This window comes from Coriobacteriia bacterium (assembly GCA_030652115.1).
In the GTDB taxonomy this organism is placed as follows: Bacteria; Actinomycetota; Coriobacteriia; order Anaerosomatales; family Anaerosomataceae; genus UBA6100.
In genome coordinates this window covers 158,896-172,876 of sequence record JAUSBK010000008.1, presented here as the reverse complement: position 1 = coordinate 172,876, position 13,981 = coordinate 158,896, and the positions used below count along the sequence as shown (strand labels likewise).

General features: G+C 68.9%; 12 protein-coding genes. 3 read left to right on the top strand and 9 right to left on the bottom strand.

Annotated features, from left to right (window positions below; translation table 11 throughout):
• Positions 1–26: 26 nt before the first annotated feature.
• From Q7W51_07180 to Q7W51_07165, 4 genes are all read right to left on the bottom strand, one after another.
• On the bottom strand, positions 27–938 hold the full coding sequence (locus tag Q7W51_07180; protein ID MDO8848151.1) for an AEC family transporter: 912 nt from the start codon (positions 936–938) through the stop codon (positions 27–29).
• Between the two features lie 10 nt (positions 939–948).
• Entirely contained in the window at positions 949–2,178 is a 1,230-nt protein-coding gene (gene mtnA, locus Q7W51_07175) for an S-methyl-5-thioribose-1-phosphate isomerase (protein MDO8848150.1), read from the bottom strand.
• A gap of 99 nt (positions 2,179–2,277) precedes the next feature.
• Positions 2,278–2,535, bottom strand: a complete 258-nt coding sequence (locus Q7W51_07170) for a Txe/YoeB family addiction module toxin (GenBank protein ID MDO8848149.1) — start codon at positions 2,533–2,535, stop codon at positions 2,278–2,280.
• A complete protein-coding gene (locus Q7W51_07165) occupies positions 2,532–2,777 on the bottom strand; it encodes a type II toxin-antitoxin system Phd/YefM family antitoxin (protein ID MDO8848148.1) in 246 nt (81 codons plus the stop codon). The genes Q7W51_07170 and Q7W51_07165 overlap by 4 nt, the downstream gene beginning before the upstream one ends.
• Before the next feature lie 127 nt (positions 2,778–2,904).
• Between Q7W51_07165 and Q7W51_07160 the strand changes: the two genes are divergently transcribed.
• Positions 2,905–4,326 (top strand): O-antigen ligase family protein, encoded by a 1,422-nt coding sequence (locus Q7W51_07160; protein MDO8848147.1) that lies wholly within the window; start codon positions 2,905–2,907, stop codon positions 4,324–4,326.
• Positions 4,327–4,549: 223 nt separating this feature from the next.
• On the opposite strand, the gene ahcY is transcribed toward Q7W51_07160, so the two are convergent.
• The 3 genes from ahcY to Q7W51_07145 are packed head-to-tail and all read right to left on the bottom strand — an operon-like array spanning position 4,550 to position 8,061.
• On the bottom strand, positions 4,550–5,809 hold the full coding sequence (ahcY, locus tag Q7W51_07155; protein ID MDO8848146.1) for an adenosylhomocysteinase: 1,260 nt from the start codon (positions 5,807–5,809) through the stop codon (positions 4,550–4,552).
• A 46-nt stretch (positions 5,810–5,855) separates the two neighbouring features.
• Positions 5,856–6,671 (bottom strand): purine-nucleoside phosphorylase, encoded by an 816-nt coding sequence (locus tag Q7W51_07150; GenBank protein ID MDO8848145.1) that lies wholly within the window; start codon positions 6,669–6,671, stop codon positions 5,856–5,858.
• Positions 6,672–6,693: 22 nt separating this feature from the next.
• Positions 6,694–8,061 (bottom strand): O-antigen ligase family protein, encoded by a 1,368-nt coding sequence (locus Q7W51_07145; protein MDO8848144.1) that lies wholly within the window; start codon positions 8,059–8,061, stop codon positions 6,694–6,696.
• Positions 8,062–8,187: 126 nt separating this feature from the next.
• On the opposite strand from Q7W51_07145, the gene Q7W51_07140 reads away from it, so the two are divergent.
• The gene (locus tag Q7W51_07140) at positions 8,188–9,723 is read left to right on the top strand and encodes an oligosaccharide flippase family protein (protein MDO8848143.1); all 1,536 of its coding nucleotides are present in this window, start codon (positions 8,188–8,190) and stop codon (positions 9,721–9,723) included.
• Here the strand turns inward: Q7W51_07140 and Q7W51_07135 are convergent.
• Entirely contained in the window at positions 9,720–11,423 is a 1,704-nt protein-coding gene (locus Q7W51_07135) for a L,D-transpeptidase (GenBank protein ID MDO8848142.1), read from the bottom strand. The two genes, Q7W51_07140 and Q7W51_07135, sit on opposite strands and share 4 nt — an antisense overlap.
• Before the next feature lie 107 nt (positions 11,424–11,530).
• Positions 11,531–12,664, bottom strand: coding sequence for a glycosyltransferase (locus Q7W51_07130; protein MDO8848141.1), 1,134 nt, complete (start codon positions 12,662–12,664; stop codon positions 11,531–11,533).
• An 89-nt stretch (positions 12,665–12,753) separates the two neighbouring features.
• Between Q7W51_07130 and Q7W51_07125 the strand changes: the two genes are divergently transcribed.
• Entirely contained in the window at positions 12,754–13,977 is a 1,224-nt protein-coding gene (locus Q7W51_07125) for a glycosyltransferase family 4 protein (protein ID MDO8848140.1), read from the top strand.
• Positions 13,978–13,981: the final 4 nt, after the last annotated feature.

The following is a 13,981-nucleotide window of genomic DNA, read 5'->3' as shown; positions in this document are numbered from 1 at the left end:
TTTCTGGGGCGGCGGAGCGGCCGCACTCAGCCGATGAGCAGCTGCAGCAGCGGAATCGTCAGCACGGACCCCAACATCGTGACCAGGATCGCCGAGGCGATGAAATCCACATCGAGCTTGAATCTGAGCCCCATGATCATGATGAGCATCATCGTGGGCACGCCCGCCTCCAGCACGGCGATGCGCCGCGACGCCGGATCGGGCAGCAGCAGAAGTCCGAGCACAAGTGCCACGAGCGGCAGCACGATGAGCTTCATGAACGCCACTATCGACGCACGCCCGAGATGCCCGCGCAGGGCTCGCGGCTTGAGTGTGAGGCCCACCGAGATCATGATCACCGGCACGACGATCTTACCGAGGGCATCTAACCAGGATGTCACCAGATCCGGAATCGGAACCGAATGCAGCACAAGCGCGAGGGCCAGCGCGATGAACGGCGGGAAGGTCACGATCTCCTTCAGCGGGTTGACCTTCACGTCGTGCGCGCCGTAGTGACTCGCCACGATCGTGCCGAGGGAGATGACCGCCGCGGTATTGCCGAAGACGTCGGAGAAGATGGCGCGAACGAGTCCTGAGTCGCCAAGCAGCGCGGATGCCACCGGATACCCGACGTATGCGGTGTTCCCGAAGACGGCCACCATGATGAACGCGCCGGCTGTTGGTCCCTCCAGTTTGAGGAGCTTGACGAGCCCCCAGGCCACCGCGAGGCCGAATAGCACGACCAGCCATCCGATGGCCGGCAACAGCGCGAACGAGGGATCGAGAGGCGACCCCTTCACTGCGCTGAAGATGAGCGCAGGCAGCGCGACCCAGATGAGCACCGTGTTGAGCGGCCGAGCGTCGTCTGCAGTGAGCAGTCCGGTCACGCGCAGCACCACACCGACGGCCACGAGCGCGATCACGCCGCCGATGACTCCCAGGAGACTGCCGTAGTCCACCGCCGCGCCCCTACCCCAGCTCGTGGATGGCGCCGGTGCCGCAGCACGCCTCAGCGAGCGAGGCTGCGTAGGGCGCACGCGCGACACCGCGCTCGGTGATGATCGCCGTCACGTACTCGGCGGGCGTCACGTCAAAGGCGGGGTTGTAGACCTCGATCGACGGCGGTGCAATGCGCACCCACGCGTCGAACTGGTACGCGCCGCCCTTGCGCGAGAGCTCCATCAGATGGCCCTTGGTCATGCCGAGTGAGTACGGACCGGCCTCGGTGAGCGCATCGAGCGCCTTGGTCTCGATCGACGTGCGCGGCTCGATGACGCCGGAGACTGTCATGCCGGTGACCTCGCGTTCGTCGCGCTCCTCGATCACGATGCCGCGGCCGGTCTCGAGCGTGAGGTCCACGGTGGACGACGGCGCCGCCACGTAAAACGGGATGCCGTGCTCCTTGCACAGAACGGCGAGGCCGTACGTGCCGATCTTGTTGGCCACGTCGCCGTTGGCGGCGATGCGGTCGGCGCCCACGATCACGGCGTCCACCAGACCGGCGCGCATGATGCTCGCGGCCATGTTGTCGCAGATCAGCTTGAACGGCACGCCCGCCATGCGGAGCTCCCAGGCGGTGAGGCGCGCGCCCTGGAGCACCGGCCGCGTCTCGTCCACCCACACCTGCGCGATCTTGCCTTCGGCATGCGCAGTGAAGATCACGCCGAGGGCGGTGCCGAAGTACGCGGTGGCGAGCGAGCCGGCGTTGCAGTGCGTGAGAATGCGCGATCCGGGCTCGATGAGGGTCGCCCCGTGCGCACCGAGCAGGCGGTTGCGAGCCTCGTCCTCGGCACGGACCGCGAGCGCCTCCTCGAGCACGAGCGGACGCAGCGCGTCGAGGCCCACGTCGGCGTTGTCGCGGGCGAAGCGCTTCATGCGCTCGGCACCCCACATGAGGTTGACGGCTGTGGGGCGGGTGGCGGCGATCTCGTCGGCCACGCGGTCGAGTTCGCCGAGGTAGTACGCGAGGTCGTCGATCTCGGCGCCCTCGGTCTCCGACCACAGCGCTACGGCAAGCGCCGCGGCCACGCCGAGTGCGGGCGCTCCGCGCACCGCCATGCCCGAGATCGCGGTGCAGACGCCCTCGTAGGTGTTGCACACGAGCAGGTCGCCCACGAGCGGCAGGCGGCTCTGGTCGATCATGCGGACGGTGTTCTCTTCCCACCAGATCGTGGGCGGGATATTGCCGAGATCGGGCATCGGATCGACTCCAGTCGTGTGCTCGGAGGTGCCGCGTGCGAACCGGTCACTCAGTATAGCCGAGTGCGAGTGGGCCACCGCGCGGTGCGCGAGGTCGTGCTACTCGTAGTGGCTCCACATTCGGAGCACCTTCACGACCCGCTCGGCATCGAGCACCTGATATATGAGCCGATGCTGGATGGTGATCCTCCGCGAGCACGCGCCGGCGAGATCCCCCACGAGCTTCTCGAACGGCGGAGCGTACGGGTCCTCGGCGAGCACCGCGAGCAGCGCCTCGGCCCTGGGCCGCAAACCCGCCTCGGCAAGCCGCCGTGCATCCTTCTGCGCGGCCTTGGTGTAGACGAGGCGCCAGCTCACCAGTCGAGCTCGTCGGCAAGCTCATCGACCGGCGTGGCCATCCCCTCGAGGATCGACTCGCGCATGCCGGGAATCGAGACGAGGTGGAGCGTCTCCTGGACCGCGCGCCAGTCCTCTTCGGAAACCAGCACCGCGCTCCCCCGCTTGCCGGTGATCCACACCGGCTCGTGCGTCTCCTGCACGCGGTCGACGAGCCCGTAGAGCTGCTTGCGCGCCTCGGTGGCGGTGTAGTTGGTGGTCATGTGCACGCTCCCTTCACGTACGTGATACCGTACGCCTCTGACATCAGCCGGTCAACGCTCTGCCGGGACACGTCCCCCGCCTGCGCTACAATCGCGGGGACGTGACCGCCGCCTTCAGGAGACGCGCGTGACCGAGCCCGCCACCCCAGCCGAGATCGAGCGCACGCCCTGGGCTGACCGCCCGTCGGCGTTGGGTGTGGCGTGGGTCCTGCTCGGCACCCTCTTCGTGTGGGCGTTCGCGGCACACGAGTGGGCGGGATACGGCGCCAGCCTCACCGTGTTCGCCGCCGCTGCCGCGCTGCTTTGCCTTGCCGACGAGCGCGCGAGCGTGGTGCTCTTCATCGGCTGCTCGGCGCTCGACGCGTACGGCTACATCACGCACGTGCCGTTCTCGCTTTCAGTCTCACGCGTTGTGGTCGTGGCCGTGGTGGCCGGCGCGGCGCTCCGCTGGCTGCGCGCCAAACCACGCGCCCTGCCGAACTGGCGCGCTTTGAGCGCCTGGGACCTCGGCATCCTCGTCTTCCTCGCCGCCGCCGCGCTCTCGGTGCCGCTGTCCTACTCGCTCTCGCTCTCCGGCGTGGGCATCCTGCACCTGGCGTTCCTCGTGGGCGCGTACTTCGTCCTTTCGCGCGCGGCGCGCACCGAGACCGGACGCGGCGACATCACGCTCGCCACGATCGCCGCCGGCACGGTCTCGGCGGTCGCGGCACTCGGCCAGGCGTTCGTGAGCGGTTTTCCCCTCGAAGTGATGCGCGCCACGGAGACCTTCGCCGAGTCCGCCGAAGTGGTCCGCGCCTCCGGCTTCTTCGATAACCCCAACACGATGGCGCTCCTGCTCGTGCTCTCCGCGCTCTTCGCCGCCGAGCGCGCGTTTTCCACCTCGCGCCTCGCGCACCAGGCGCTCTACGCGGGCGCCGTGGCGCTCGCGCTCGCGGGCATCGGCGTCTCGTTCTCGCGCGCGGCGCTCGTGGGCATCGTGGTGGGCGCGGTCGTCCTCGGCGCGCTCCTCATCCGGCGTGCGCGCGAGCGCGTGGCGTTCCTCGTGGGCCTCGTGGCGCTCTTCGCGCTCGTGCTCGTGATCCCCGGCGTGGGCGAGCGCGCATACTCGATCGTGGACTTCACCACCGATGCCTCGGCGATGGACCGCGTCTACCTCTCCGAGGTCTCGATCGAGATGTTCGCCGACCACCCCGTGACCGGCGTGGGCATCCAGGCGTTCCGCGCGGCGTACCCCGGCTACGCCGACAGCCGCGTGACGATCGACCCGGTGACCGACGGGCACCAGATGCCGTTCTCGGTACCCGCCGAAGTGGGCGTGCTCGGCCTGCTTGCCGAAGTGGTGCTGGCCGGCGGCCTGCTCTACTTGCTCGTGCAGTCGCTCCGCGCGGGTCACGAGCCGCTCGCGCCCGCGGGACTCGCCGCGATGGCGGCCGTCAGCGTGATGGCGCTCTTCAACACGTTCATCTTCTTCGAAAGCCTGTGGATCGTAGCCGCGCTCGTGGGCGCCGACTTCCTGGCAGCGCACCGAAGGGCAACGGGCGGGGCGTAGGGCGGACGTGCGGGGTCCTGCGCGGAGTCACTCCGCAGCCGGGGAAGGCGCCGAGGAGGCATGCCCTCCGAGGCGCCGCGGGGCCCCGGCGAGGACTACGCAGCGCGGGACTCCCGCACGCTCGCATGTCGCCCTTTCGCGGGACTCCCGCACGCCCGCCCAACACGAAGGGGCGAGCCTCTCGGCCCGCCCCTTCGGCAGCAACTCGTGTTGTGGCTGAAACCTAGACCGTGCCCTCCTGCCAGGAGCTCAGGTACTTCTCCTGCTCCTCGGTAAGCACGTCGATCTCCACGCCCATGCTCGCGAGCTTAAGTGCGGCGATCTCCTCGTCGATCTCCACCGGCACCTCGTACACGCCGGCTTCCATGTCGGCGGCGTTCTCCACCATGAACTCGGCGCAGAGCGCCTGGTTGGCAAAGCTCATGTCCATGACCGAGGCCGGGTGGCCCTCGGCGCACGAAAGGTTCACGAGGCGGCCGTCGGCGAGCAGGAATACCTTGCGGCCGTCGGCGAGCACGAACTCCTCAACAAGCGGGCGCACCTCGCGGCTTGAGACCGCAACGTTGCGCAGGTGCGGGATGTTGATCTCAACGTTGAAGTGGCCGGAGTTGCAGATGATGGCGCCGTCTTTCATGGCGTCAAAGGCCGGCGAATCGATGACGCTGATGTCGCCGGTCACGGTGATCCAGATGTCGGCCTGCGCTGCGGCCTCAACGGCCGGCATCACGCGGTAGCCGTCCATGACCGCTTCGAGCGCCTTGAGCGGGTCGACTTCGCAGATGATCACGTTGCCGCCCAGACCCTCGGCACGGCTCGCGATGCCGCGGCCACACCAGCCGTAGCCGGAGACGACCACGGTGCGGCCGGCGATCAGGCGGTTGGTGGCGCGGATGATGCCGTCGATCGTGGACTGGCCGGTGCCGTACCTGTTGTCGAAGAGGTGCTTGGTGTTGGCCTCGTTCACCGCGATAATCGGGTACTTGAGCGCCTCGTCGTCGGCCATTGCGGCCAGACGGATCACGCCGGTGGTGGTCTCCTCGGTACCGCCGAGGATCCCCTCGAGCGCCTCGGGGAACTTGGCGTGGATGCGGCCCACCACGTCGGCGCCATCGTCCATCGTGATCTGCGGCTTGAAAGCGATCGCGGCGTCGATGTGCGCGTAGTAGCTCTCGGTATCCTCGCCCTTGATGGCGTAGGTGCGGATGCCGTACTCGCTCACGAGCGCGGCGGCAACGTCGTCTTGCGTGGAGAGCGGGTTGCTGGCGCACAGGACGCAATCCGCGCCGCCGGCCTTGAGCGTACGCATCAGGTTGGCGGTCTCGGTGGTCACGTGCAGGCAGGCGGCGATCCGAACGCCGGCAAGCGGCTTCTCTTCCTCGAAGCGATCGCGGATGCTCGCGAGCACCGGCATATCGGCGTCGGCCCACTCGATGCGCGCCTTACCGGCAGCGGCCAGCGCAGGGTCTTTCACGTGGTGATCCATGGTGTTCCTCTCATACGAAACGCCGGCCCGGGGTGCCGGCGACTGCTTACAGCGCTCGTAGTATAGCAAGCATCAGGCGCGTGAGGTCATCGGCCGCAAGGCGCCCGGCCTCGAGCACCTCGGCGTGCGAAAGCCCCACGCCCGCCGCCATGTTGGTGACGAGCGAGAAACCGAGAACACGCAGGCCCAGCGCACGCGCCGCGATCACTTCGGGCACGGTCGACATGCCCACCACGTCGGCGCCGGTGGTGCGCAGGTACGCCACCTCGGCGGGCGTCTCGTAGCTCGGGCCGAGGAGGCCGGCGTACACGCCGTCGTGGAGCATCACGTCTTCTGCCGAAGCAGCGAGGTACGCCTTGGCGCGCAGATCAGCGTCGTAGGCGTCGCGCATCGGCACGAACGGCACGCCGCCTTCCGGGCCCGTCCAGCCGATGAGCGGGTTGGTGCCCATCAGGTTGATGTGGTCCGAGATGAGCACGATGTTGCCCGTGTCGAGGTGCGCGGAGATGCCGCCCGACGCGTTGGTGACCACGAGGATCTCGCAGCCGAGCGCAGCGGCCAGGCGCGCCGGGTAGGCGGCCTCGAGCGCGCTCACGCCCTGGTACTGGTGCACGCGGCCCTGGAACATGATGACCTGCACGCCCTCGAGCGTGGCGCACACGAGCTGGCCCGCGTGGCCAGCTACGTTGCCCACCTTTGGGAAGCCCTCGAGGTCGGTATACGGGATGCGCGAGGCGTCTTCGGCCATATCGGCAAGCCCGGAGAGCCCCGAGCCAAGAACGAGCGCCACCCGTGGTGCGGGCGAGACCTCACGGACGCGGGCGACATCGGCCTCCGGGATGCTCAGCGTGTCGTGCAGCATCGGTGCTCCCTTCGTGCGCGGCCTACGTGAGAGAGAGTTCCCGTTCCGCGGGCTTCGCATGCGGACGCGGACCGCCACCGGGCACCGCGCCAAGTGGCGCCGAAGACGCCGGATCGGCTTCGGCGGCAACCATCCGCCACGCCGCCACGCCGAGGCCGATGGCGAACCACCAGAACTTGGACGCCTCGAGGCTGTAGGTGAACGCCTGGGCCGCGAGCGCGAGGGCTGCGGCGAACGCGCCAGCTGCAAGGGCATGCAGCGTCACGTCGCGCGCGCGACGTGCGGCCGGAAGCGCCGTGCGCAGAAAGAACGCGCCGAGCACCCACAGGAACGCGAGCAGGCCGAGAAAGCCCATCTCGGCGAGCACGGTCACGTACGCCGTGTGCGACTCGGTGATGCCCGCGTCGGCGCGCGGATCGCGGTACGCGGGATACACGAGCTGGTAGTTGTCGAGCCCCACGCCGAAGGGATGGTCCCGCCACATCGCGAGCGCGCCCTCCACCATGTAGACGCGGTTGGTGGCCGAGCCGGTCTCCCCCGCTGCCACCACGTTCTCCTCGACCCACTGCGCGTCGAAGACGAGCACGCCGACGATCACGATGGCCGCCAGCATCACGGCGACGAAGGCCGCACGCACGCGGCGCGGGGCACGCATGAGCGCCGCCACCGCCACAAGGCCGATCACCACGCCGCCCAGCCCGCCACGCGAGTAGGTGGCCGCGAGTCCCGCGAGCGCCACCACGGCGGCAAGCACGCCGGCCACGCGCCACGAACGCTTCATCGGCGCGAGTGCTAGAAGCGGTGCGGCGAGCAGGATCGCGCTCATGAGGAACGAGGCGAGGATGTTCGGATCGAGGAAGGTCACCCGTGCGCGGATGCCGTACCCGGGCGTGAAGAAGACGTCCGGCTGCACCGAGAACACGTCGGCCCACTCGAGCACCGCAAGCACGCCAAAGACGGCCGCAACGGCGAGCACGCCGCCCACCACAAGCGCACCCTGCTTCGGCGAGCGCACGAGCACGGCCACCACGAGCACGAGCACCACGCTCGAGGTGAGGCTCGCGAGCTGCACGACAGCGGGCGCGAGCTCGGTGGCGAAGACGAGCGACAGCGCCGCCGTGCCGAGGAACGCCACGAGCGGCAAGTTGAGCGGCGTCCTGGGCACGCCGGAACGCTCGCGCACGAGCTGCCACACCGTCACGAGCGTGAGTGCGAGTGCGAGCAGCTGGTAGACAGTGAAGCGCGCCGGGCCGACTTCGGCCACACGGCCGCTGATGTCGAGCGCCGCCGCAGCGACGAGCGCCACCAGCCCGAGAGCCGTCCAGCGCTGCACTGTCTCGCGTGCGGGTATGTCGCCGCCGGGTGTGACACCGGCCGAAGGTACGTTCACCGCTCACCTGTGGGATCGGGGCCGGAGCGTGCGCCGGCCGGGCCACCTGGTAGCATAGCATCGGCGCCGCGGCGCGCCGAAGCGCAGTGCGCCGCTACGACACCGAGCCACCACCGGGAGGGACGCGTGGACGAGGAACGACCCGCCGAGCACAGCGACAGCGGGCTGCTCAAGCAGGCCTTGCGGCTCGCCGGCTCGGACGCGGCGCGCTACCTGCCGGTACGCTTCGTGCCTGCGCTCACCTCGCTTGTCACCGTGCCGCTCTTCACGCGGGTGATCGACGCCGCCGACTACGGCGCGTTTTACGTGATCAACGCCATGTTGGTGCTCGGCGCGCGCGTGGCCGCCGAATCCATCGCCTCGGCCGCGCTGCGCTTCTACTGGCCGAGCAAGAAACACGGCGCGCTCGGGAGCTACATCGCCACGGTGGTGTGGTCGGTCATCGCGATGCTCGGACTGGTGGCAGCGCTCATCTACGGCGTGGGCACGCTCGCAACAGGCGCGATCGATCCGCTCGTGGCACGGCTCGTGCCGGTCTCGGCGGCGTACTTCTTCTGCAACTACTCGCTGTTCGTCTTCATGGAGGTCCTGCGCGCGGCCAACCGCGCCAAGGACTATGCGCGCATCTCGATCACGGCCACACTGCTCACCAACGCGCTCGCGGTCGTGTTCGTGGGCGTCCTCGGCTGGGGCGCTGCGGGCATCTTCGCCGGTGTGGCGGTGGGAAGCGCCATCGTGATCCCGTGGGCGCTCGTGAAGCTCCGCGCCGACGGCTCGCTCTCCCCTGCCGAAGTGAGCCGCAGCACGTTCGCCGAGCTCGTGGCCTTTGGCGCGCCGCTCGTCCCCGCGGGTGCGGCGCTGTGGGCGCTCGGCTTCCTCGACCGGTACGTGATCGAGTGGGCGCGGGGCACCGCCGAAGTGGGCGTGTACTCCACCGCCTACGGCCTCGGCGAGAAGATCATCCAGCTGCTCACGCTGCCGCTGATCATGACGATGCTCCCCGTGCTCATCCAGAACTTCGAGGAGCACGGCCAGGACACCGCGGCCAAGATGCAGTCGCAGTTCACGCGGTACTTCGCGCTGGTGACGGTGCCGCTACTGGCCGGGCTCGCGGTGATCGCGCGGGACTTCATGTGGGTCTTCACCGGCGAGCAGTACCGCAGCGGTTACCCGGTGCTCGGCGTCATCGCGGCGGCCACGCTCCTCGGCGGCCTGGTGCAACTCGGCTCGGCGGGACTCACCATCCACAAGCGCTCGAAGCTCATCATGGCCAACACGCTCGCGGCGGCCGCCCTCGACGTGGCGCTCACGATCGCTTTCGTGCCGCGCTACGGCTACATCGCCGCAGGCTGGTCCGCAGCGGCCGCGTACGTCCTGCTCGTGGGCCTCACGTGGCTCCAGAGCCGCCGGTTCATGCCGTGGCGCGTGCCGTGGGCCTCACTGCTGCCGGTCGCCGGTGCCACCGGCGTGATGGCGCTCGCGGTCTGGGGCGTCACGCTCGCGCTCCCCACCACGTTCTGGGCGCTTCTTGCCGAAGGAGCGGCAGGCGTGGTGGTCTACGCGCTCGCCCTGCTCGCACTCGGCGGGGTGCGCGCTGACGAGCGGGCGTTCGCGCGCGAGCTGGCCGCCTCGGCACGCGCACGGCTCGGCCGCCGTCCCTAGTTGCGGGTGACCACCATCGTGCCGAGCGGCACCATGTCGAAGAGCACCAGGATGTCGTAGTTGTGGAGCCGGATGCATCCGTGCGAGGCATAGGTTCCGATGCTGGAGTCCACGTTCGTCCCGTGGATGTTGTATGCCGTGTAGACGAACGTGTTGCCCGATTGCCGGAACATGCGCATCTTGCGTGGGCCGAATACGCCTGAGGAGTAGTACTTGGCGCCGATCCGCCAGATGCCGCTTGGCGTCGGCGTGCTGGCCTTGCCCACAGCCACGGGATAGCTCGCGATGAGCGCTCCATCCACGACGTAGTAGATCCGCAGGTCGCTCTTGTCCACCACGAGGTAGCGGTTCCACGGGTAGTTGAATTCGGCGAACACCGGCTGAACAGGCGTGGGCGCCTGGACGATGTCGCCACCCACGTCGAATGCATCGTAGGAGATGTAGGTGCCGCTCGCGGCATCGTTCTTGCGGCCGGTCCACCCGATGGTGACTGTGTGGAGGCCCCAGGGCAGCTCGCCGGTGGTGTAGACCTCCCGGTTCGTCTGCACCGCCGGGCTGTAGAGGTCCACGTAGCCCGGCGCGCCGCCGTCGACCGTGACCTCAGCGATGCCGTACTGCGGGCCAACCACGCCGATCCAGTCCATCCCGGTGCCCACGAACGAGACCGACATCGCACCCCACGACGGCCCCGCCCAGATGTAGCGGCCCGCCGAGAAGGCAGGCGAGAGCGCCTCGCTCATCTGACCGGCCCAGCCGAGCCGTGGGTCGGTTTCCTCGTAGCGCATGGTCGCCTGCCTGATGGCGCCGGTCACGAGCGCCGCATCCAGGCCGATGAAGGTGTCGGTTGCGGCCGGGTTCTTCCTGCCGGTGCACTTCACGCGCACCACGTGCACGCCTGCGGCGAGATCGCCGGTCGAGTACACCATTTGCCGTGTCGTCGTGGCCGCGCTGTAGAAGTCCACATCGACCGGCGCACCGCCATCGATGCTCACCGACCCGATGCCGAACTTGGGACCGGTCATCGCCACCAGGTCAAGGCGCGTCCCGGTGAAGGCGATCGCGTACTCGTTGCCCGTGACGTTCGAGAACATGTGGCTGCCGCCCGAGAGACCGGCGGTACTGTACGTGACCCAGCTCCCGCGCTTCGCGATGCGGTAGTCCGACTGCTCGGCGGCCGCGCCGGTGAGCGTCCCGCTCACCCACACGGCATCCACACTCACGTACGTGTCGGTCGCCGGAGCGCTCTTCGTGCCGGCGCAGGCGATCTTCACCGTGTGCAGCCCGGACGCGAGATCCCCGGTCGTGTACACGGTCTGCTGCACGAGCGTGTCAGCGCTGTAGAAGTCCACGTTCGTGGGCGCGCCGCCATCCACGCTCACCTGGGCGTTGCCGAACTTCGGGCCGGTCATCGCGACCAGATCGAGGCGCGTGCCCACGAACGTGAGCGTGACTGACGCGCCGGCTGTGTTGGTGAACCCGTGACTGCCGCCCGAGAGCGGCGCCGCCGAGTAGGTGAGCCACGAGCCCGCGAACGAGAACCGCGCATCGGTCTGCTCGTAGAGCACCGGGTCGCCGGGCGCCGCAGTAGCTGCCACCGGGATGCCCGAGAAGAGCGAGGCCACGATCACGAGTAGCCCGAGCAGGCCCGCCCATCGCATGGCGGTGTGGTACCGACCGTCTCGCGTTCGTGCAAGGTGCATGCTCAACCTCCGTCGCAGGCCTCGTTGTGATGACTCTACCACCCGTCATCGGCCGCTCACCAGAGCCACATGAGGCCGAGCAGGGCACTGCCAGACTCCGGATCGGTCTATCGCTCGCCGAGGAGCTCCTCGTAGAGGCCGGTCAGCCTCGGCACGAGGGCGTCCCAATTGAGGCGCTGTTCGATGAGCGCCCGGCCCTCACGCGCAGCAACGCGCGCCCGGTCGGGGTCGCGCAAGAACGCGAGCGCGGCCTCTGCAGCGGCCCTGGCATCACCCGGCGGCACCAGTGCGCCGCCCACCCCGCCGGTGAGCGCGCGGACCGGTGCGAGGTCGGTTGAGACGTACGGGATGCCCGAGGCCATGTAGTCGAAGACCTTGGTCGGGACGTTCTTCTGGAACTTGGGGATGTCGCGCAGGAGCGAGAGTCCCACGCTCGCGCCCTGCATCACGCCTGCTATCTCACCGTACGGCACGGGCGCCCGGAGCACGACCGACCCGGCGTCCAACTCCCCAAGGCGGGAGGCTACCTCCTCGGTGGGCGTTCCCACGATCACCAGCCGCGCCTCGGGAATCTCCTGGCGAACGAGCCGAATGCACTCGAGCATCTCGTCGAAGCCGCGCACCTCGGAGATCGAGCCCACATAGAGCAGCGTTGGCACCTCGGGAGGCGTCCCCGAGCCGGGCGGGAAGATATCGAGCGGCGGGAAGTTGTCGAGGCGCACCACACGCCTGGCGCCCAGCTCGGCGTAGCGGCGCTCGAGCGCCTCGTCGGCCACCACCACCGCATCGAAGCCGGGCACGTAGCGGCGCTCCGTGCGGTCCACCCACCAGGCGGCGAGCCCCCGGAGCGGTGCCGGGATGTACGTCTTGGTGAGCATCGCGTCGGGATGGTGCTCGTGCGAATCGTAGATCACCGGCACGCCCGCGCGGCGCGCGAAGCGAGCCATCGCCCCGACGAGCTCGATGTTGTGGAAGTGGTAGAGATCGGCACGCTGCGCTTCGGCAAGCGCCACCACGTTGCGCACCTCGGCCCATCGGCGGAGCCTGCCGCCGCGCCGGGGCATCGTGAGGATATCCACGCCCTCGAGCGTGCGCGACTCGCTGTCGTCGCGGCACACGAGCAGGGTACGCCAGCGCTTGGCGAGCGAGCGGCACTCGTGGTACAGGATACGGCCATCGGTGGGGATGTTCACCGAGGTCACGTGGCAGACCATCGGCCGCTCGGACACGCTCGCGCTCATGACCTGCCTTCCGCGCTCGGGAGGTCGGATTCTCCGTGGTAGGATAGCATCCGCCCCATCGGCCCGCTTCTTTCGCGAAGGACCGCCCGTTGAGGATCCTCTACATCTACCAGTTCTTCGCCACACCTGAATCCTCACTCGGGCTCACGCGCAGCTACGAGTTTGCGCGGGCGCTCACGGACGCGGGCCACGAGGTCACCGTGCTCACCAGTGCCTCGAACCTTCCCGACGAGTACCGCTCGCACTTCGTCTCGCGCGGTGAGATCGACGGCATCAAGGTCCGCGCGGTGCGCGTGGGCTACTCCAACTACATGGGACACCTACGCCGCATCCTGTCCTTCGCGGCGTTCATGCTGAGCTCGGTATGGGTGGCTTTGTGGGTGCCCCGGCCCGACGTGGTCTTCGCCTCCTCGACACCCATCACGGTCGCGTTGCCGGGCCTGGCGGTCTCGAAGGTCAAGGCCGTCCCCTTCGTCTTCGAGGTGCAGGACCTGTGGCCTGAAGCCGCCATCCAGATGGGCGCGATCAGACGCCACGGCCTCATCGCAACCGTGGCCAAGCGCCTTGAGCGCGCGGCATACAGGCGGGCGGTCGCGGTGGTGCCGGTCTCGCCCGGCATGGCCGAGGGCGTGGTCGCCGAGGGCACGCCGCCCTGCAAGATCGAGATGATCCCGAACTTCTCCGACCTCGAGCGCTTCCACCCCGGCCGCAAGGACTCGGCGGTCTCGAAGCGCTACGGACTCGCCGGGAAGTTCGTGGTGGGCTACACAGGCGCGATCGGCCCGAGCAACGCCGTGCACGAGCAGGTGCCCGAGGCGGCCCGCACCCTCAAGGAGCGCGGCCGCAGCGACATCGTGTTCGCGATCGCCGGAGACGGCAAGAGCCTGCCCGAGCTGCAGCGGCTCACCGAGGGCCTGGAGAACGTGCTCCTGCTCGGCCGTATCCCCAAGACCGAGGTGCCCGCGCTCACGCGCACCGCCGACGTGCTCATGACGCTGTTCGGCGACAAGCCGATCCTCGCCACCAACTCACCCAACAAGTTCTTCGACGCGCTGGCTTCGGGACGCCCCGTGATCGTGAACCAGCCGGGCTGGACGCGTGAGCTTGTGGAGGACCACGGTGCCGGCCTCTACGTACCTGTGGGTGACGGCGTGGCGCTCGCCGACGCGATCGAGTCGCTCGCCGACGACAAGAAGCGCACCAAGGCGATGGGCCTTGCAGCGCGCGCGCTTGCCGAGGAGGCGTTCGGCCGGGACCTGCAGGCCGCGCGGATCGTGGAGCTACTGGAAAGGGTCGCGTACAGCGCCGAGTAGCCGC